This window comes from Corynebacterium comes (assembly GCF_009734405.1).
In the GTDB taxonomy this organism is placed as follows: domain Bacteria; phylum Actinomycetota; class Actinomycetes; order Mycobacteriales; family Mycobacteriaceae; genus Corynebacterium; species Corynebacterium comes.
In genome coordinates this window covers 2,218,595-2,238,387 of the sequence record NZ_CP046453.1, presented here as the reverse complement: position 1 = coordinate 2,238,387, position 19,793 = coordinate 2,218,595, and the positions used below count along the sequence as shown (strand labels likewise).

The following is a 19,793-nucleotide window of genomic DNA, read 5'->3' as shown; positions in this document are numbered from 1 at the left end:
ACCAACCTATTTAGGAGACACGCCCTAGCTGGTCAGGGGAGAGGATGCCGCCTCGCGTCCGGCCAGGTGGCCGAACACCAGGCCCAGGGCGATGGTGCCGCCGGCCCCGGCGTAGAAGCCCCGCGTGAGCGGGGAGCAGGACCTTCCTGCGGGAGGGACCGCAGGTCGCCCGGGATCATCCCAGCTCGCGCCGGGAGGGGATGTGATCGCCTGACAGGAGTCAGACTAACTCAGCTGCGCGCCCGCTTTCACCAGTTCCTGGAGGGTGGCCTCACCGCGCGCCTCGTCGACGGGCGCGCACATGTCGGTGAGCACGCGGACCTCGAAACCGGCCTCGAGTGCGTCGAGGGCGGTGGCGCGGACGCAGTGGTCGGTGGCGATGCCCACGAGGTCGAGCTTCTCCACGCCGCGTTCTTTCAGCCAGTCGTTCATGCCCACGCCGTCGGCCGCGCCTTCGAATCCGGAGTAGGCGGCGGTGTGCTCGCCCTTGCGGAAATACGCCTCGATGGTGTCGGTGCGCACGTCCTCGTGCATGGCGGCGCCCTCGGACCCGGCGACGCAGTGGACTGGCCAGGAGTCGACGAAGTCGGGGGTGGCGGAGAAGTGGCTGCCCGGGTCGATGTGCCAGTCCTGGGTGGCCACGATGTGGGCGTAGCTGGCGCCGTGGGAGGCCTGGTATTCGCCTATCCGGCGGGCGACCTCGTGGCCACGGTCGGTGGCGAGGGTCCCGCCGGGGCAGAAGTCGTTCTGGACGTCGACGATGACGAGTGCGGTCCTGGGGCTGGTCATGCGGCCCAGCCTAATGACAACCGCGGCGTCGACACGCTGTCGACGCCGCGGAAGCAGGTTAGGCGAGCCAGGCGATGACCTTGTCGGCCAGCACGTCTGCCGGGTCGGCGATGTCGAAGACCTGACCGGGCTCGTCGGGTTCCAGATCCTCGAGGGTGTCGAGCTGGGAGTCGAGGAGCGAGGTCGGCATGAAGTGGCCCGGGCGATGCGTCATCCGCTTGTCCAGCACGTCGCGGGTGCCGTGCACGTGCACGAACTTCGCGTCGGGCGCGGCCGCCCGGATGAGGTCGCGGTAGGAGCGCTTCAGGGAGGAGCATCCGATGATGCCGCCGTCGGGGTGGTCGGTGAGCCACCGGCCCACGAGCTCGAGCCAGGGCCAGCGGTCCTCGTCGGTGAGCGGGACGCCTGCGGCCATCTTGTCGATGTTGGCCTGCGGGTGCAGGTCATCACCGTCACGATAGGGCAGTTCCAGCTTCTCGGAGAGGAGGTGGCCGACCGTCGTCTTGCCGGATCCGGAGACCCCCATGACCACGATGTGATGGGGCATGGGGCTCACCAGTTGTGGACGGTGCCGTCGGCAAGCCGGTTGTAGGGCAGGTAGGCCTGCGCGTAGGGGAACTTCTCGGCTGCCTCGGGGTCGAACTCGACGCCCAGGCCCGGGGCGTCGCCCGGGTGGAGGTAGCCGTCCTCGAAGGTCAGGGACTCGTGGAAGACCTGCTTGGTCAGGTCGGAGTGCGGCATGTACTCCTGCAGGCCGTAGTTGTGGATGGACAGGCCCAGGTGCAGCTGGGCGGCGAAACCGATCGGGGAGACGTCGGTGGGGCCGTGGAAGCCGGACTTGATGCCGTACATCTCGGCGAAGTTCATCACCTTCTTCAGCGGGGAGATGCCGCCGAAGTGGGTGGAGGCGCAGCGGACGTAGTCGATGAGCTGCTCCTGGATGAGGTCCTTGATGTCGAAGATCGAGTTGAAGACCTCGCCGATGGCCAGCGGGGTGGTGGTCTGGCTGCGGACGTAGCGGAGGCTCTCCTGGTTCTCGGCCGGCGTGCAGTCCTCGAGCCAGTACAGGTCGTAGGGCTCGAGGGACTTGCCCAGCTGGGCGGCCTCGCGCGGGGTCATGCGGTGGTGGCCGTCGTGCAGCAGCGGCAGCTCGGGGCCGAACTCGTTGCGCACGGCCTCGAAGACGGTGGGGATGTGGCGGAGGTAGGCGCGGGTGTCCCAGTCCTCCTCCACGGGCCAGTCGCCACGGTTGGCGGGCTCGAAGTCATAACGCTCGCCGGAGGACTGCGTCTGGGCGGCGACGCCGTAGAGCTTCTCGATGCCCGGCACGGAGGTCTGCACGCGGATGGACTTGTATCCCAGCTCCATCTCGTAGCGGATGGAGTCGAACAGGGACTCGGTGTCGGTGCCGGAGGCGTGGCCGTAGGCGCGGCAGCCGGTGCGGGAGGCGCCACCGAGCAGCTGGTAGACCGGCATGCCGGCCATCTTGCCCTTGATGTCCCACAGGGCCATGTCGACGGCGGCGATGGCGGCCATGGTGACCGGACCACGGCGCCAGTAGGCCGAGCGGTACAGGAACTGCCAGGTGTCCTCGATGTTCCGGGAGTCGCGGCCCACCATGAGCTGTGCGACGTGCTCCTGGAGGTAGGCGGCCACCGCGAGCTCGCGGCCGTTGAGGGTGGCGTCGCCGATGCCGACCACACCGTCGTCGGTGGTCAGGCGGAGTGTGACGAAGTTACGGGAGGGGGAGGTGACGAAAACCTCTGCCTTGGTGATCTTGGCGGACATCGTCGGTCCTTTCTGTTTTCCGGGCGTCGCCCGGGAGCATGCGGGGTGGGTGGAGGAGGGGGAATCGGGCGCTACCTACATACTGCCTCAATTGGTAGCATCATCGCCAGGGGTTTCCTGGAATCGATGGCCCGGGAGGGACCGGTGTTCCGGGTACTTCCGCTGGTACATGTCGACGATGAGCTCCACGACCTGGGGGTATGTCATAGAGCCGGTGTTGATGACCAGGTCGTAGGACTCGTCGCCGTTGGGGTCCCAGCGGTAGAGCGCCTGCGACATCTCGGCCCGGATGCGGTCCTCCGCACGGCACTGCTCAGCCGCTTCGGAGGGCGACAGCCCGGTCTTGTCCATCACGCGTTCGATGCGCTTGCCCAGCGGGGCGATGAGGCGGACGTGCATCGCACCCACCACCTTGCCCAGCACCAGGGCGCCGTTGCGGCCCAGCACCACGCCGCCCTGGTCGACGGCCGCGATGACGTACCGGGTGTTCTCCGCAGCCATCCTCCGGTTCGCGGAGATCTCGGTTGCGGCGGCCAGGTCGGTGTTCTGCGAACCGCTGTAGGACACGGTGCGCAGCCAGCGGTCGAAGCCCGAGTCGCTGATGAGGTCGGAGGGATTCACCTGGGCCAGTTCCTCGGAGCTGAACTTCTGGCCGATGTAGGGCACGTTGAGTTCCTTCGCCAGCATCGGGGCGATGTCGCTGGCTCCGGAACCCCGCTGACCGAACACGGTGAGGATCGGTGGGTTCACGTCGCCTGCGCGACGCAGCAGGGTGTTGCGGCCGTCGCCGATGGCCTCGACGCGGACCCGGTCGACGTCGACGTCCTTGGTCTCGGCGACGGAGTTCTGGGTGCGACGCTCGTTGAGGTCGGAGACGACCTGTGAGTGCAGCTTCGCGTCGAGGGGGTAGGCGATGATGACGAGCAGTGCCAGGATCGCGAGGACCGCCGGGATGAGACCGGCGGAAATCCGGATGCCCTGCAGCGCCTGATCAGTCTGCTCGGGTGACATGGCGACGTAGCCCATGGCGCCCATGACCGCTAGTCCCAGCCAGCCGCCGACGCCCTGGCCGACCTTGCGGATGAACGAGAGGATGGAATAGGAGCCGCCCTCGGAGCGGATGCCGGCCTTCCATTCCCCGTAGTCGACGGTGTCCGCCTGCATGGAGAACATCAGCGCGTTGGTGCCGCCGGTGCCGATGCCCAGCAGGAGCCACGCGACGATGGCGATGGCCAGATTTCCGGACGGGATGAAGAAGATCAGGACATAACCGAGCACGGCGACGACCGCGCAGGCGAGGTAGCCGTTGCGCTTGCCCATGCGGACGGTGAGGGTGGGCACCAGCGTCGCAATCGAGATCGTGCCGACGGTGTTCGCCAGCATGAGATAGGTGAACCAGGCGGCGTTGCCGAGCACGTAGCGGGCGTAGTACAGACCCACGGCGTTCATGGTGAACAGGGCGGCGAGGAGGAAGAACGCACCCAGGCTCAGGATGAGCAGCGGGCGGTTCTGCCGCAGCATGGCGAAGGTCGCCCTGAAGGAGATCTTGCCCGGGGAACGCGGCACGACCTCCCGGGCGTTGGCGAAGCAGATCATGTAGAGGGCCACGGCGACAGCGCCGAGGATGAGACACGTGATCGTGAACTTCAACCGCACGTTGTCTGCGGTCGTGTCCTGGAACTGGGGGGCGACGACCGCCGACAGCAGGACGCCGGTGGTGGCGGACGCGATGGAACGGGCGCCGGAGAGCCGGGAACGATCGACCGGATCCTGGGTCATGGCTGCGGAGAGCGAGCCGTAGGGGATGTTGACGAAGGAGTAGGCGAGCTGGAAGGCGGCGTCGAAAAGGAAGATCCAGGCGACGGTCGCCGCACCGGACATCCCCGCCGGGGTGCTGAACAACAGGACGAAGACGACAGCCAGCGGAGTGGACCCGAAGAGGATCCAGGGGCGGAGCCGACCCCAGCGGGTGTTGGCGCGGTCGACGCTCTGGCCGGCGATGAGGTCGGCGACACCGGCCCAGACCTTGGTGATGCCGTAGATGGCGCCGGCGACGCCGGCGGACAGGCCGGCGATCTCCGTCATGTACATCGTCAGGAACATCGACGTCATCATGAACGACAGGTTGTTGGCGACGTCGCCGAGGGCGTAGGTGAACACCCGGTGGCCCGGCAGTTTGCCGGTGGTGGGAGCGTTCGGGGGCGCCTTGGTTGAGGTGGTCACGGTTTCTCCTCGGGGAGATCAGTGGGAGGGGTCGGGTTAACGGGCCCGGTGGTCGCGCCGTCCGTAGCGGGCGGCCTCCATCGAGGTCCAGCGCTCGCGCAGGTAACGGGCGGCGGCCTTCGGTCGGCGATCGCGGGTGAAGGCGCCCTTCTTGTTGCCGTCCACGCGCGCGAAGCCGTACTTGGTCTGGAAGTCGGCGAAGTTCCACATCTGCTCGCCGACGACCGCCTCGCACTCGTCGAAGACCTTGGAGTTCATCTTCAGGTAGGCGACCTGGTAGTCCTCGGTGAAGGGCTGGTCGTAGATGGAGTGCAGCCCGGCGACGGTGTCGGCGCCGTATTCGGTGATGATGATCGGCAGCCGGTACTTCTCCGTCCAGCCCTTGAGCTCCTCGGCGAACTTCCGCTCCGAGGTCTCCAGGTCGCCGGAGTCGACGTACCAGCCGTAGTAGCGGTTGAGCATGATGACGTCGAACATGCCGGTGATCCGGCAGACGTCGTAGGGGGCGAACATGACGTTGACGAAGCCGACGGGACGGGTGGGGTCGCACTCGCGGGTCAACTCCACGAGGGGGCGGAAGTAGTCGACGGACTTCGGGCTGGTGGTGTCCGGCTCATTGGCGATGGACCAGATGACCACGGAGGGGCGGTTCTTGTCACGGGCGACCAGCCGCCGGATCTCCTCCTTGTGGGTGGCCTGGGTGTCGTCGTCGACGTGGCCCTCCTCGTAGGTTTCCCCGCCGCCCGAGTCGAGGATGCCGCCGGCCATCATCCAGTTGAGGCCGACCGCCGGGGTTTCGTCGATGACGACGATGCCGTGCCGGTCGCAGTAGTCCATGAACTCCTCGGAGTACGGGTAGTGCGAGGTGCGCATGGAGTTCGCCCCGATCCAGCTGAGCAGCTCGGCGTCCTGGACCATGTGGGCGTTCGAGTGGGCCTTGCCGATGGTCTCGTGGTCCTCGTGCATGCCGAAGCCGGTGAAGTAGAAGGGTGTGTCGTTGATGAGGAACCGGTAGCCGTCGACACGCACGGTGCGCACCCCGAAATGCTGGGTGAAGATGTCGACGGGCCCGTCGGCGTCGTCGAGGAGCGCCACGACCAGGTCGTAGAGACCGCCGACGCCGGGGGTCCACAGGGTGACGTCCTCGATGTCCACGGTCCCCCGGGTGCCGCCGGCGCGGGCGACGACCTCGCCGGTCTGCTTGTCCACGACCGCGATCCGCACCGGTCCCTCCTCCGACTGCGCCACCTCCCAGGTGACGTGTCCGGTGGTGCCGGTGTAGTCGGTGGTGATGGTGACGTCTGTGACGTGGCGCGCCGGGCGGGAATACAGCAGCACGGAGCGGTGCAGCCCGGAGTAGTTGTAGAAGTCGTGCAGGTAGTTCTGCTGACGGCGGCCGTCGGGAAGCTCCCGGACCTCGCCGGGCGGGATGCAGGTGTTGTCGAGGCGGTTGTCCACGGCGACGGTGAGGCGGAAGGTGCCGCCAGGGGCGACCCGGTCGGTGATGTCGAACTCGAAGGGCATGTAGCCGCCCTTGTTCCGGCCCACCTCGACGTCATCGACGAAGACGACGGCATGGTGCGTGGCGGAACCGAAACGCAGGATGATGCGCTCGCCGTCCCAGCCGCGGGGCACACGCACGTCGCGTTGGTAGAACCAGTGGCCGACGTGGTTGCGGATGTCCTCGTCCGCGAAGAGGTCGTTGACGGAGCCGGGCACCGCGACCTCGCGGTTGCCGGGCAGAGAGTCCGCGTAGAGGCGGTCATCGATGCCGGTGTTGTCCCAGTCGACGGCGAAACGCCACATGCCGTCCAGGCAACGTATTTCTCGGGTGGCGGATTCGATGGCAGGCAGCATGTGGTGTCCTCTCGGGCGTTTCTAGTGGGTCAGTGCAGAGACGAAGGTGCGGATGAGTGCCAGCGCGTACGTGTCGGCCGCCAGCTCCTCGTCGAGAGCGGCGAGGAGTGCGGCGACGGGATCCTCGGAGCGACGCGCACGGTCGAGCACCTCGGCACGGGTGTCGGCGATGGTGTCGGTTTCCAGCAGGTAGGCGATCCACGCGGCGATGGAGTACGCCGCACCGTGTCCCATGGCGTTGTCGGCGCGCTGGGCCTTGAGGATGGGCACGGCACGCATGCGCTGCTTGGTGCCGCCGTCGATGCCGATCTGGGCGAGGCTGTGGCGGATGCGCGGGTTCTGGAAACGCTTGACCAGCTCCTTCTTGTAGTCGGAGATCCCCAGCCCGGGCGTCTTGAGGTACTCGGCGGCGTCCTCCCACAGATGTTCGACGCGATCGCGGATCTCCATGTCCCCGATCGCCTCGTCGACCGTCTCGTATCCCTTGAGCTGCCCGGCATAGGCCAGGAGCGAGTGCGCGCCGTTGAGCAGCCACAGCTTGCGACGCTCGAAGGGGTCGATGTCCGCGACGAATTCCACGCCGGCGTTCTCCCACGCAGGACGGCCCGCAGGGAACTCACCCTGGATGACCCACGAACTGAAGGGCTCGGTGACCACCGGGACGGCGTCCTCATAGCCGGTCTGGCGGGCCACGTCGGCCACGAGTTCCTCCGTGGTGGCCGGGGTGATGCGGTCGATGGAGGTCGAGGGGAAGGTGACGTTGTCGGCGATCCAGCCGGCGAGATCCGGATCGAGCGCGGTGGCGAAGCCGAGGACCGCGGCGCGCGTGGTGTCACCGTTGGCGGCGATGTTGTCGCAGCTCATGACAGCCAGGCCGCCGGCCTGTGCGTCTCGACGCGCCCTCAGCCCCGCCACGATCCGTCCGGCCGCGGACTTCAGCGGGGTCGGCTCTCCGGCGCGCAGGGCGGCCAGATCGGCGATGATGTCGGGCGACTCCTCGTTGAGGGTGAGGTCCTCCCTCAGGTGGTAGCCGGCCTCGGTGACGGTGAGGGTGACCACCGCGACCTGCGGGTCTGCGAGCAGCTCCACGAAACGCCCGATGTCACTGGCGGGACGGGCCTCGACGAGCGCGGTCATCAATTCGGGGGAGTCACCCTCCCCGGAGCGGGTGACCAGGGTGTACAGCCCGTCCTGCGCGGTCAGGTCCGGCGTGATGCCGGCGGTCTGGCCCGAGAAGGAGGCGTAACCCCACTGCGGGTTCGCCGGATCAGCCTCCGCTTTCTGGGTGTAGAACACCTGGTGGGCCCGATGGAAGGCGCCGAGACCCACGTGGACGAGTCGGACGGGTGCGGCGGGGGCATGGACGGTGGTGCGGTTGAGAGCGGTCACAGCTTGAACACCCTTCGGGGAGAGGAGTCGATGAGATCGACGATGATCTCGGCGGCCCGGTCCTCGGAGAGGCGGTGCTCGCCGACGAGGCGGGCGAGGTAGGCGGCGTCGACGCGCCGGGAGGTGTTGTGGCGCGCCGGGATGGAGCAGTAGGCGCGGGTGTCGTCGATGAAGCCGGAGTAGCGGGAGAAGCCGGCGGCGCCGGTCGTGGCGGAGCGGTAGCGATTCATGGCGTCGATTTCGTCGATGAACCACCAGGGCGCACCCAGGTAGACGCTGGGGTAATAGCCGGCCAGCGGGGCGAGCTCGCGGGAGAAGACCGTCTCATCCATGGTGAACAGGACAAAGTGGAAGTCGGGGTTCTCGCCGAAGTCGCTGAGCAGGGGCTGCAGGCCGGTGGTGTAGTCCAGGCTGAAGGGGATGTCGTGGCCCGTGTCGGCGCCGAAACGCTTGAAGGCGGAGGCCGAGTGATTGCGGTGCACACCCGGGTGGAGCGTCATGACGAGGTGGTCGTCCCGGCTCATCTCCGCGAAGCGGTAGGTCATGTTCGCCTCGAAGGCCAGGGCCTCCGCGCGGGTGGCGGTGCCGGCGCGACCCTTGTCTAGGATGCGCTGCGCCTCCGCGTCATCCAGCGGGTGGGCGTCTGCGTTGTGGGTACCGTGGTCGGCGCTGGTCGCGCCATGGTCGATGAAGTACCGGCGACGGTTGCGCAGCGCCTGCAGGTAACCGCCGTAGCCGGTCTGCCCGTCGCCGGCGGTGTCGATGAGCTTCTCGACGTTCTCCGCGAACCCCACGTTGTACATCTTGGTGTAGGCGTCAGGCCGGAACGTGGGCAGCACACGCGGGCTGAACTCGGGGTCCTCGGCGAGGGTCCTGTGGTGCGCGAGATCGTCCAACGGGTCGTCGGTGGTGGCCAGCACCTCCAGGCCGAAGGCCTCCGCGAGGGCCCGGGGGCGGAAATCCGGGCGGGCGATGACTTCGGACAGCTCCGCGTAGAGCTCGTCCGCGTCGTCGGTGGCCAGACGGTCGGGGTTGATGTCGAAGACGTGCTCGAACTCCTGCTCCAGCCAGTAACCGGAGGCGGTGCCCGCGAACATGGGCCAGTGGTGGACGAAGATCCGCCAGGCCGCCTGCTTGTCGGCGTCGGACCCGCCGACGCCGAGGTCGGCCAGATCGACGCCCGCGGAGTGCAGGACGCGGGTGACGTAGTGGTCCGGGGTGATCAGCAGGGTGGTCGGGTCGGCGAAGGGTTCGTCGTGGACGAACATGGCAGGGTCCAGGTGACCGTGCGGGGAGATGACCGGAAGATCCTCGACGTGGGCCAGCAGCCGACGGGCTATGGACCGGGTACCGGGATCCACCGGCAGCAGCCGGTCGGGGTGCGCAGCGTGTGAGGTACTCATGATGTCATTCCACCCGTTGATCCACGTCATAAACAACGAGTTGCAGATAGTTGCCTCACGCTTATCTGCAGGTCAGGATGGTGTTACTCCCGGGTGCGCAGGCTCGATCCGCGGACGATGAGTCTCGTGGGCAGCACCCGGGGCTTCGCCGAAGGCCCCTTCACCCCGCGGATGACGGCCATGAGGTTCGCGGCCGCCACCCGTCCCAGCGACCGGAGGGGACCGGCGATCGTCGTCAGACCGGGGTGGACCAGCGAGGTGATCTCGGTATTGTCGCAACCGACCACCGCCACGTCGCGGGGCACGTCCATGCCCGCGCGGTGAGCCTGGTCGAGGAAACCGATGGCCACCAGATCGTTGAAGCAGATGACGGCGTCGGTCGGGTTCTCCCGCCACAACTCGAAGGCACGACGTCCGCCCACTGTGGTCGGTTGGGCGACACGCTGCTGGCGCATCGTCACCCGTGACAGGCGGGCGGCGGTCTCCGGGGGCAGCAGGACGCCGCGGGTGAAGGGGACGGGTTCCCGGCTGGCGGTGACGGCCTCGGGATCGGCGGCGTCGAGAAGCCCCCGCCAGCGGGAGGCGTCGGCCCACGACTCGGTGGGCCCCGCCAGGTAGGTGATGGAGCGCACGCCCTGGCTCTCCAGGTGTTCGACGGCCCTGATCGCGCCTTCGTAATTGTTCACCAGCACGCTCGGTACCCCCGGGACCGGCCGGTTGATGCACACCGTGGGTATTGTGCGCGCGATCTTCTGGATGTCGCCGTTGGCCAGGCGGGTGGACGCGAGCAGGAGTCCGTCCACGGTCGGCATGAGGAGCTCCACCGCCGTCTTCGCCCGGGGCACGGAGCCCTGGGTGTCGGTCACGGTCAGCAGCATCCCCTCCAGGCGTGCGGCGTGTTCCGCCCCGCGGAAGACCTCCTGGAAGAAGGGGTTGGTGATGTCGGCGACCACCAGGCCCAGGTTCCGGGCCTGCCCCTTCGCCGACGCCGAACCGATGGTCTCCACATCCAGGCGGTAACCCAGCTCCTGCGCGGCACCCCGCACCTTCTCGGCCGTGCGGAAACTCACCCGGTCCGGGCGCGAGAACGTCCGCGACACCGTCGACGGCGACACCCCCGCCAGCCGGGCGATGTCGTAGATGGTCGCGCCCCTGTCAGAGCCTTCTGCCATGTCCCTGAGCCTATCCATCTCCGGCCGACTTCGTCAGCAGGAGGCAGCGCCGTAGGTAGGCTCGGCGGAATGAAGCCACCCATCCCCGACTATCTCACCGACATCCTCGATCACGTGCGCGGCGAAGAAGGTGGCGACGTCGCCGGCTACATCCGGGAGCTTCGCGACGCCGATCCGGACCTCCTCGCCCTGGCACTGTGCACCACCAGCGGTCACGTCTACGCCGCCGGGGACGCGGACGTGGAGTTCACGATGCAGTCGATCTCCAAGCCCTTCGTCTACGCGCTGGCACTCCAGGAACTCGGCCCGGACGCGGTCAACGGGGTCGTCGGAATGGAACCCTCCGGCGAGGCCTTCAACGAGCTCTCCCTCGACCAGAACGACAACCGTCCCGTCAACCCCATGATCAACGCCGGGGCGATCGCAGTCAACCAGCTCATCAACGGCGAGGACTCGAGCGTGGAGGACCGTCTGGAGAAGATCCGGGCCCTCTTCTCCCGCCTGGCAGGCCGTGAACTCCAGGTCGATCACGGTCTCTGCGCATCCGAGATGGCCACCGCCGACCGCAACCTCTCCATCGCCCACATGCTCCGTAACCACGACATCATCCACGACGAGGCGCACGATGCCGTCCTCAGCTACACCGGGCAATGCTCGATCCTGGTCACCACCCGCGACCTGTCGGTCATGTCCGCCACGCTCGCCGGCGGCGGCGTCCAACCCGTCACAGGGGAGAGGATCCTCACGCCCGAGGTCTGTCGACTCACCCTCGCGGTGATGAGCTCCGCCGGCATGTACGACGGCGCGGGCCGCTGGATGGCGGGCGTGGGGATCCCCGCGAAGTCCGGGGTCGCGGGCGGACTCATCGGCACCCTGCCCGGACAGCTGGGCATCGCCACGTTCTCCCCGCGCCTGGATTCCCAGGGCAACTCCGTCCGCGGGGTCAGGATCTTCGAGCGGCTGTCCCGGGACATGGGCCTGCATCTCATGTCGGCCGACCACCACTCCGTGCCCGGGGTGCGTTCCATCACCCGCGAGGGTGACTCCACGATCATTCGCCTCCAGGGCACCATCAACTTCACCGCGGCCGAGAACATCCTCCACGAACTGGGTGACCACAGCCTGGGTGGAAAGGAGCTGATTCTCGACGTCTCCCGGGTGACCTCCTTCAACCTCATGGGACGCCGCATGGTCAAGGAAGGACTGCGTCGGCTCCGGGAAAAGGGCTTCGCCTGTGCCATCCACGACCCGGAGGGAGTCCTCACTGACCTGGAGTTCTCCGACGGAACCTACGCGGACACGGTGGCCGTGCTCCCTTGACAGGGCACCGGGGGCCGGGCAAACAAAAAGGACCAGGCCGCGGGGGCCTGGTCCTGTTGTGCGCCATCAGGGAATCGAACCCCGAACCCTCTGATTAAGAGTCAGATGCTCTACCAATTGAGCTAATGGCGCAGATGTTATCCGTGCATTCCGTTTGTTCCGGAATGTCTTGGCAACGAGGAAAAATATAACAGGCTTTGTTGCAGTTAGTAAAATCGGCAGGTCAGGACGGTTTTTTCAGGTCGCTGGAACGTGTCTGGACCTGATGTGTTGGCCGGGTGGCCGGAAGGGCGATAACCTGAACGGAGTTCATAAGAAATGGTCGATATGGTCTGTGCTGAGTCAAGAGGTCAAGAGTGAAGTTCAGGATCCCCCTCGCCGGACGGGGCAGTGCAGTACTGATGGTGGCGGCTCTGACGGTGGGGACGTTGACGGGCTGCACGATTGACAGGGCGTCGTCGGTGAGCGAGACGCAGTCCCGGGTCGTGGAGAGCGCCGCGGCGCCGGAGATCTCGGTGCGTGACGGGGCGGAGGATGTGGATCCTTCCCGGCCGGTGACGGTGACGTCGGCCGAGGGCCTGAAAAAGGTCACCATGACCAACCAGGACGGCAAGGTGGTCGAATCCGAGTTGTCCACCGACGGAACGCAGTGGTCGACGGCGGAGGTGCTCGGCTACCACCGCACGTACACGATCACGGCGGAGGACCGTGGCGGGCAGACGGCGACCACCACCTTCAGCACCGTGAGCCCGGTGAGCACGACCGGGGTGGCACTCGCACCGCTGGAAGACTCCACGGTCGGCGTCGCACAGACGATCACTCTGCGCTTCGGCACCGCAGTGAAGGACCGGCAGGCGGCGCAGGACGCCATCACCATCACCACGTCCCCGGAGGTCGAGGGTGCCTTCTACTGGCTGAACAACTCCGAGCTGCGCTGGCGGCCGAAGGAGTTCTGGACCCCGGGTACCCGGGTGGACGTCCGGGCGGACGTCTACGGTGCGGACCTCGGCGGGGGAGTGTACGGCTCCCAGGACAACGGGACCAGCTTCACCATCGGCGAGGACGTCCGCACCGTGGTCGACGACGCCACCAAGTCCATGACCGTCTACCGCAACGGCGAGGCCCTGCGCACCATCCCTGTTTCGCTGGGCGCCGACAAGTGGGCGACCCCGAACGGCACCTACGTCATCGGCGACAGGCATGAGTCCCTCGTCATGGACTCCACGACCTTCGGCCTGGCGTATGACCAGGGCGGTTACCGCACCGAGGTGGACTACGCGACGCAGATGTCCTGGTCCGGCATCTACGTCCACGCCGCCCCGTGGTCGGTGGGCGATCAGGGCAGGCGGAACGTCTCGCACGGCTGCATCAACGTCACCACCGAGGCCGCCGCCTGGTTCCAGGACGTGGTCAAGCGTGGCGATCCGGTCGAGGTCCGCAACACCGTCGGGGATGTGCTGTCCGGCTACGACGGCCTCGGCGACTGGAACATCCCCTGGGAGACCTGGCGGAAGGGTAACGCGGACGACACCTCCAGCTGGTGACCACCTGGCATGGTGGGGTCATGCGCTTCTCCGTTCTTGACCGTGCCCACGCCATCGCCGGGATCAGCGAATCAGAGGTGCTCCGGGGTGTGGTCGACCACGCCCGTTCGGCCCAGGCGCTGGGGTTCCGTCGCTTCCTCCTCGCGGAACACCACGCAGTGCCCGGCCTGCCGGGCTCGCAACCTGCGCTGCTCGCCACCGCCGTGGGCGCCGCCACCGACTCGATCCGGATCGGCACCGCGGGCATCATGCTGCCCGATCACCAGCCGCTGATAGTGGCCGAGCAGATCGCCACACTGGAGGCCCTGTACCCGGCGCGTGTCGACGCCGGCATCGGCTCATCTCTCGGCTTCACCGCTCCCGTCCGCGCCGCGCTTCGCCAGGGGGATGTGGCGGAACTGAAGAAGAGATACCCCGCTGACCTGCGCGAACTCATCAGCTATCTGCGTGGCGACGCCGCCGTCACCGCCCGCCCGGCCAACGAGGGCGCCACTCCCGTGTTCCTTCTCGCGGGTTTCCGCTCGGTGCTCCTGGCCGCCGAACTCGGGCTCGGGGTGATCCTCGGCGGCCCCAACCAGGTCGACGCCGCCAGGCTCTACCGGGAGAACTTCCGTCCCGGGCTCATCGGCGCCCCGCACGTCATCCTCTCCGGCAATGTCGCCGTCGCGGACACGGGGGAGGCTGCCCGCGACCTGCTCATCCCCGAGGCGTGGGCGCAGGCGAAGGCGCGTTCCACCGGCTCCTTCGACAGCCTGCGGCCGCTTTCGGAGCTCGACGAGTCGACGCTCAGCGCCCGGGAACGCCGCCGGATCGGGGAGTTGCTGGACACCGGCATCCACGGCACGCCCGCGCAGGTCGCCGCCCGCCTCCGGCCGCTTCTCCGCGCCACCGGCGCGCAGGAGATCCTCATCACCGGTGGCATGAGCGACCTCGCGGGCCGTGCGCGTTCCGAGGAGCTGCTCGCGGAGCTGGCCGCTAGGGCGTAGGCGTGCCGCCGGTGACTCCGAGGGTCTCGCCCATGACGTAGGAGGCTTCATCGGAGGCGAGGAACACGAACGCGCCAGCCAGCTCGGCGGGCTGTCCCGCGCGGCCGAGCGGTGAGTGCTGGCCGAAACCCTCGATCTTGTCCTGCGGCTGGCCGTGGCTGGGCTGCAGGGGAGTCCACACCGGGCCCGGGGCGACGGCGTTGACCCGGATGCCCTCCGGTGCGAGCTGCACCGCCAGCCCCTTGGCGAGATTGTTCATCGCCGCCTTGGTCATGGCGTAGTCGAGCAGGTGGGGGGAGGGTTGGTACGCCTGGATCGAGGAGGTGAAGATGATGGCGGAGCCGGGCTTGAGGTGTGGCAGGGCCGCCTTGGTCACCCGGTAGGAGCTGTAGATGTTGGACTTCATGGTGGCGTCGAAATCATCGTCCGGGATGTTCCTGATCCCGTCGTGCCAGATCTGGCGGGAGGCGTTGTTGACCAGGATGTCCAGGCCGCCGAAGGTCTCGACGGTCTTCTCCACGATCTCCTCGCAGTGCTTCAGCTCCTGCAGGTCCCCGGGAAGTGCCAGGGCCTGCTGGCCGGCGTCCTCGATGGCCCTGATGATCTTCTCCGCGTCGGGCTCCTCCTCGGGGAGGTAGGCGATGGCGACGTCCGCGCCCTCCCGGGCGTAGGCGATGGCCACGGCGGCGCCGATGCCGGAGTCGCCGCCGGTGATCAACGCCTTCCTGCCCTGGAGGCGACCGCTGCCCCGGTAGGTCTCCAGACCCAGGTCGGCCTGGGGGTCGAGCTTGGCGTCCAGGCCCGGGTGGGGCTGGGTCTGTTTCGGCGGGTCGATCTTCGGATGGAGGGTGCGGGGGTCGTTGAGGGCGGCCATGGTCACTCCTATAAGGTCTCGACGATGTGTGACCCAGGTTACCGGATGGGGTGGCGTGCGTCGCCCCCCTGCTAGCGTTGGTGCCGCGTGACACGGGGTGCCGCCTGCTGGCAGCTGAGAACATACCCGTCGAACCTGATCCAGTTAATGCTGGCGAAGGGATTGTCCACTGTCCTTGAAGGACTCCTTGAAGGACCCGGAAATACTTTCGCCCTTTCCTTGAGAAAGGCGTCTACATGACCACCACTGCACCAGCGATATCCGAGCAGATCGTGCTCGTCACCGGCGGGGCCCGCGGCCTCGGCCGGGCAATATCTGAGGCGTTCCTGCGCGAGGGCGCGAAGGTCGTCGTCAACTACTTCTCCAGCGGGGAGGCGGCCGCGGCACTCGTCGGGGAGTATCCCGGCCGGGCGGTCGCCATCCGGGCGGACGTCCGTGACCGTGCGCAGGTCGATGCGCTGTACGTGCAGGCCAGGGAGTTTTTCGACGCCCCCGTCACCACCGTGGTCAACAACGCCCTGGTGGACTTCTCCTTCGACGGCGATGCCCGCCCCAAGGCCGAGGAGATCACCTACGGGCGTTTCCAGGATCAGTTCGCCGGCGCGATCCAGGGTGCCCTCAACGTCATCCAGGCCGCGCTGCCCGGTTTCGATGAGTTCGGTTCGGGACGTGTGATCACGATCGGCACCAACCTCTTCCAGTACCCGGTGGTCCCGTACCACGACTACACCGCGGCGAAGGCCGCGCTGCTCTCCCTGACGCGCACCTTCGCCGCGGATCTGGGGCCGCGGGGTGTCACGGTGAACATGCTCTCGGGCGGGTTGCTGCGCACCACCGATGCCAGTGCGGCCACCCCGGACGAGGTCTTCGACCTCATCGCGGCCTCCACTCCGCTGCAGTCGGTGACCACGCCCGCCGAGTTCGCCGACGCGATCCTGTTCTTCGCCTCCCCGTGGGCACGTTCCGTCACCGGCCAGAACCTGGTCGTCGACGGTGGACTGGTGAAGGACTAGAAGCCGTGCACATCAATCTCTTCGCCTTCGCAGCAGGTCACCACACCTCCGCGTGGCGGGCCCCTGACTCATCCTCGGGCAGGCTCGGCGACATCACCTACTGGGAGCACCTCGCCCGGGTGGCTGAGCGGGGCCGCCTCGACGCCGTCTTCCTTGCCGACGGCCAGTCCGCCGACCTCGACGGCGTCGGGTCCGGCCCGCTGTGGTTCCTGGAACCGGTGACCACCCTGACGGCGCTGGCCCGCGCGACCGAACGCATCGGCCTGGTGACGACCATCTCCGCCTCCTTCTGGTCGCCCTTCCACGCCGCGCGCATGCTGGCCAGCCTCGACCACATCTCGGGAGGCCGCGCCGGGATCAACGTGGTGACCTCGATGAATGACTCCGAGGCGCGTAACCACGGTATGCCCGCGCTGCCGCCGCACGCCGAGCGTTATGCCCGCGCGGAGGAGTTCATCTCCGTGATCAACCGCCTGTGGGACTCGTTCCCCTCTGCGGCGGTGCTCGACGATGCTTCCACGCGGTGGGGTGATTCCGCCCGCTTGTCGACGCTCGATCACTCCGGGGACTTCTTCGCGGTCGCCGGTCCGCTCAACATCCCGGCGCCACCCCAGGGGCGTCCGGTGCTCTTCCAGGCCGGGGCCTCGGATCCAGGCCGAAACCTGGCGGCGAGACATGCCGAAGGCGTCTACGCCGTCGCCTGGGATCTGGAGATGGCCCGCGAGTACCGTCTCGACGTGCGTCGTCGCGCCGAGGCGGTAGGCCGGGACCCTGATGAACTCGTGGTCATGCCCGGTCTGGTCACCTACGTCGCCCGCACCGAGGAGGAGGCCCGGGAGAAGCAGCGCGCACTCAATGCGCTGCTTCCTGTGGCCGACGCCCTGAAGGGGCTGTCGTATTTCATCGACCAGGACACCTCCGGCTGGGAACTGGATGCCCCGGTTCCCGCACTGCCGCCGCTGGCGGAGTTCACCGGCCCCGCCGGGCGTTACGCCACGATCCTGCGCATCATCGAGTCGACGCACCCGACCGTGCGTGAGCTGCTCGGCTACCTCGCCGCCGGCGGCGGTCACGCCACCTTCGTGGGCACCCCGGAACAGATCGCCGACGAGATGCAGCGCTGGGTCGACGGCGGTGGCGCAGACGGGTTCAACCTCATGCCACCCTCGCTGCCTGCGGGTATCGAGGACTTCGTTGACCTGGTCATTCCCGTCCTCCAGGAGCGGGGCCTGTTCCGGACGGAGTACGCCGGCGCGACGCTGCGGGAGCACCTCTCGGACTAGTTCTCCAGCAGCAGTGCCTCGCCCTGGCCGCCGCCACCGCACAGGGCGACACCCGCCCGGTGGGCTTCGCCCCGGCTGAGCAGGTGGGCGACGTGTGTGACCAGGCGTGCGCCGGATGCGCCGATGGGGTGGCCCAGCGCGATGGCGCCGCCGTGCGGGTTGACCACCGCAGGGTCGATGCCGAGCTGATTGGTCGAGCACACGCCGACGGCGGCGAAGGCCTCGTTGATCTCCACGACGTCGAGATCCCGGGCCTCCCAGCCCTGGCGCTCCAGCGCCTGTGCCAGGGCATTGGCCGGCTGGACCTGCAGGGAGGAATCCGGGCCGGCCACCTGGCCGACTGCGCGGACGGTGGCGAGCACCGGCCAGCCCTTCTCCTCCGCGAGCGCCCGGGTGGTCAGCACGGTGGCGGCGGCGCCGTCGGAGATGGGGGAGGAGTTGCCCGCGGTGATGGTGCCCTCCTTCTCGAAGGCCGGGCGAAGCGTGCCCAGGCTCTCCTCGGTGGAGTCGGGGCGGATGCCCTCATCCTGCTCGATCGTCGTCTCGCCCTTGCGGCCGGAGATCACGACGGGCACCACCTCGGCAGCCATGGTCCCGTTCTCCCAGGCTGCGGCCGCTTTCGCGTGTGAGGTGGCGGAGAAACGGTCCTGTTCCGCGCGGCTGGCGGGGTGCTGGTCGGCGTAACCCTCGGTCATCGTGCCCATGGAGACGCCGAGCTCTGCGTCGGTGAGCCCGTCGAGCGCCATGTGGTCGACCAGGGAGGCAGGGCCGAACTTGTGGCCCCGGCGGCTGCCGGGCAGCAGATGCGGGGAGTTCGACATGGACTCCATGCCTCCTGCGACCACGACGTCCGCTTCGCCCGAGCGCAGCAGCCGGGCGGCGTCGATGATCGCGCTGAGCCCGGAGAGGCAGACCTTGTTGAGGGTCGTCGCGTGTGCCCGCTCGGGCAGGCCGGCCTTGCGGGCGGCCTGCTTGGCGGGGTTCTGTCCGGCGCCGGCCTGGAGGACCTGGCCCATGAGGACGGCGTCGACAAGCTCGGGATCGATACTCGCCTGGTCGAGTGCCCCGCGGATGGCGGTGGCCCCGAGTTCGGTGGCGGCCAGGGGGGACAGGCCGCCGAGAAGACGTCCGAAGGGGGTGCGTGCTGCGCCGACGATGACGATGTCCTGCGGCTGGTGGGTGCTGTTCATGGTTGCTCCTGGGAGAGTCGTGCAGTTTCGAGGGAACCCTGCGGCAAGTGTGCTGCAAAGTGGGCGATCGTGCAAATGTGACGCAGATTAAAGAATTTTGGCGAAAGTGATTGCAAACACATCGGGGCGGGGCTACAGTCGCAATCAGTGAATGAACGTTCACTCACTCTGAATCACTATTCACGCAGTTTCGAACCCCTCCCCTTTAACCCCGCTTGAAAGGCACCTCATGGCCACCACGACCGCACCAGGAACGGCGTCCCGCCAGGACGCCGACACGGAGGCGCGCAACGCCCGCCAGGACGTGCGCACCCGTCAGCTGCTCGATGCCGCAGCGCGGCTGATGCAGCAGACCGGTTCCCACCAGGTGTCCATGAAGGCCATCGCCGATGAGGCCGGAGTCTCCGTCGGCCTGATCTACCGCTACTACGACAGCAAGGAGGCCCTCGTCCGGGCCGTCATCATCGGAGTCCTCGATGAGATGGCCTACAACATTCCCCGGGCGATTGAGCCCGTGGAGGACCCCGTCCGCAAGGTGGCCGCCGCCTTCACCGCCTACGCCGAGGTGATCCGCGACAACCGCCGAGCCACCCTCCTGACCTACCGGGAAACCGCCTCGTTGGACCGTGAGAGCCAGGACCTGATCAAGAGCCTGGAGATGCAGACCGGCCAGCCGATGCTGCAGGCCACCCAGGGAGCGATCGAGGCGGGCCTGTTCCGCCCCATGAACGCCCGTGTCTTCTCCTACGACCTGCTCATCATCGCCCACTCATGGGCACTGAAGTACTGGTACTTCTCCGAGCGCATGAGCTTCGAGGACTTCGTGTCCACCCAGCTCTCCATCGCCCTGTACGGCGCCCTGCTGCCGGAGTACCACGACACCTACGCGGACCTGCTCGCAGGCCCGCAGCCGCCCGCCGACCAGCAGTGACCTGTAACCGACAGCCCTGAAGAACCCAGAA

The 19,793-nt window shown here is 67.7% G+C and carries 16 protein-coding genes, 1 tRNA gene and 1 riboswitch; of the genes, 6 read left to right on the top strand and 11 right to left on the bottom strand.

Going from position 1 to position 19,793, the window contains the following annotated elements:
- Positions 1–225 precede the first annotated feature (225 nt).
- The 8 genes from CETAM_RS10710 to CETAM_RS10675 all read right to left on the bottom strand — a co-directional run bounded on the left by CETAM_RS10710 (position 226) and on the right by CETAM_RS10675 (position 10,621).
- The gene (locus CETAM_RS10710; protein WP_156228847.1) at positions 226–789 is read right to left on the bottom strand and encodes a nicotinamidase; all 564 of its coding nucleotides are present in this window, start codon (positions 787–789) and stop codon (positions 226–228) included.
- Positions 790–847: 58 nt separating this feature from the next.
- Positions 848–1,336, bottom strand: a complete 489-nt coding sequence (locus CETAM_RS10705) for a gluconokinase (protein WP_156228846.1) — start codon at positions 1,334–1,336, stop codon at positions 848–850.
- A 5-nt stretch (positions 1,337–1,341) separates the two neighbouring features.
- Positions 1,342–2,577, bottom strand: a complete 1,236-nt coding sequence (gene manD / locus CETAM_RS10700) for a D-mannonate dehydratase ManD (RefSeq protein WP_156228845.1) — start codon at positions 2,575–2,577, stop codon at positions 1,342–1,344.
- Positions 2,578–2,664: 87 nt separating this feature from the next.
- Positions 2,665–4,800: a cytidylate kinase family protein gene (locus CETAM_RS10695; protein WP_407923926.1), complete on the bottom strand. Its 2,136-nt coding sequence runs from the start codon at positions 4,798–4,800 to the stop codon at positions 2,665–2,667.
- Positions 4,801–4,836: 36 nt separating this feature from the next.
- Positions 4,837–6,657 (bottom strand): beta-glucuronidase, encoded by a 1,821-nt coding sequence (gene uidA, locus CETAM_RS10690; protein ID WP_156228844.1) that lies wholly within the window; start codon positions 6,655–6,657, stop codon positions 4,837–4,839.
- 21 nt (positions 6,658–6,678) lie between these two features.
- The gene (locus CETAM_RS10685) at positions 6,679–8,046 is read right to left on the bottom strand and encodes a mannitol dehydrogenase family protein (protein ID WP_156228843.1); all 1,368 of its coding nucleotides are present in this window, start codon (positions 8,044–8,046) and stop codon (positions 6,679–6,681) included.
- Entirely contained in the window at positions 8,043–9,449 is a 1,407-nt protein-coding gene (uxaC, locus tag CETAM_RS10680) for a glucuronate isomerase (protein ID WP_156228842.1), read from the bottom strand. The genes CETAM_RS10685 and uxaC overlap by 4 nt, the downstream gene beginning before the upstream one ends.
- Positions 9,450–9,532: 83 nt before the next feature.
- The gene (locus CETAM_RS10675; protein ID WP_156228841.1) at positions 9,533–10,621 is read right to left on the bottom strand and encodes a LacI family DNA-binding transcriptional regulator; all 1,089 of its coding nucleotides are present in this window, start codon (positions 10,619–10,621) and stop codon (positions 9,533–9,535) included.
- Between the two features lie 69 nt (positions 10,622–10,690).
- Between CETAM_RS10675 and CETAM_RS10670 the strand changes: the two genes are divergently transcribed.
- Complete coding sequence (locus tag CETAM_RS10670; protein ID WP_156228840.1) at positions 10,691–11,941, top strand: glutaminase; 1,251 nt, start codon at positions 10,691–10,693, stop codon at positions 11,939–11,941.
- A 59-nt stretch (positions 11,942–12,000) separates the two neighbouring features.
- Here CETAM_RS10670 and CETAM_RS10665 read toward each other — a convergent pair.
- A tRNA-Lys gene (locus CETAM_RS10665) sits at positions 12,001–12,073 on the bottom strand.
- Positions 12,074–12,342: 269 nt separating this feature from the next.
- Between CETAM_RS10665 and CETAM_RS10660 the strand changes: the two genes are divergently transcribed.
- Positions 12,343–13,485, top strand: a complete 1,143-nt coding sequence (locus CETAM_RS10660; RefSeq protein WP_156229487.1) for a L,D-transpeptidase — start codon at positions 12,343–12,345, stop codon at positions 13,483–13,485.
- A gap of 20 nt (positions 13,486–13,505) precedes the next feature.
- Positions 13,506–14,471, top strand: coding sequence for an MsnO8 family LLM class oxidoreductase (locus tag CETAM_RS10655; RefSeq protein WP_156228839.1), 966 nt, complete (start codon positions 13,506–13,508; stop codon positions 14,469–14,471).
- On the opposite strand, the gene CETAM_RS10650 is transcribed toward CETAM_RS10655, so the two are convergent.
- Positions 14,461–15,345 (bottom strand): SDR family oxidoreductase, encoded by an 885-nt coding sequence (locus CETAM_RS10650; protein ID WP_156228838.1) that lies wholly within the window; start codon positions 15,343–15,345, stop codon positions 14,461–14,463. The genes CETAM_RS10655 and CETAM_RS10650 overlap by 11 nt on opposite strands.
- A gap of 83 nt (positions 15,346–15,428) precedes the next feature.
- Positions 15,429–15,525: riboswitch (TPP riboswitch) on the top strand.
- A 56-nt stretch (positions 15,526–15,581) separates the two neighbouring features.
- Between CETAM_RS10650 and CETAM_RS10645 the strand changes: the two genes are divergently transcribed.
- Complete coding sequence (locus tag CETAM_RS10645) at positions 15,582–16,358, top strand: 3-oxoacyl-ACP reductase (RefSeq protein ID WP_156228837.1); 777 nt, start codon at positions 15,582–15,584, stop codon at positions 16,356–16,358.
- Positions 16,359–16,363: 5 nt separating this feature from the next.
- A complete protein-coding gene (locus CETAM_RS10640; RefSeq protein WP_156228836.1) occupies positions 16,364–17,641 on the top strand; it encodes an LLM class flavin-dependent oxidoreductase in 1,278 nt (425 codons plus the stop codon).
- Here the strand turns inward: CETAM_RS10640 and CETAM_RS10635 are convergent.
- A complete protein-coding gene (locus tag CETAM_RS10635) occupies positions 17,638–18,831 on the bottom strand; it encodes an acetyl-CoA C-acetyltransferase (protein ID WP_156228835.1) in 1,194 nt (397 codons plus the stop codon). The two genes, CETAM_RS10640 and CETAM_RS10635, sit on opposite strands and share 4 nt — an antisense overlap.
- A 229-nt stretch (positions 18,832–19,060) precedes the next feature.
- Here CETAM_RS10635 and CETAM_RS10630 point away from each other — a divergent pair, with 229 nt between their 5' ends.
- On the top strand, positions 19,061–19,762 hold the full coding sequence (locus CETAM_RS10630) for a TetR/AcrR family transcriptional regulator (RefSeq protein ID WP_156228834.1): 702 nt from the start codon (positions 19,061–19,063) through the stop codon (positions 19,760–19,762).
- Positions 19,763–19,793 lie beyond the last annotated feature (31 nt).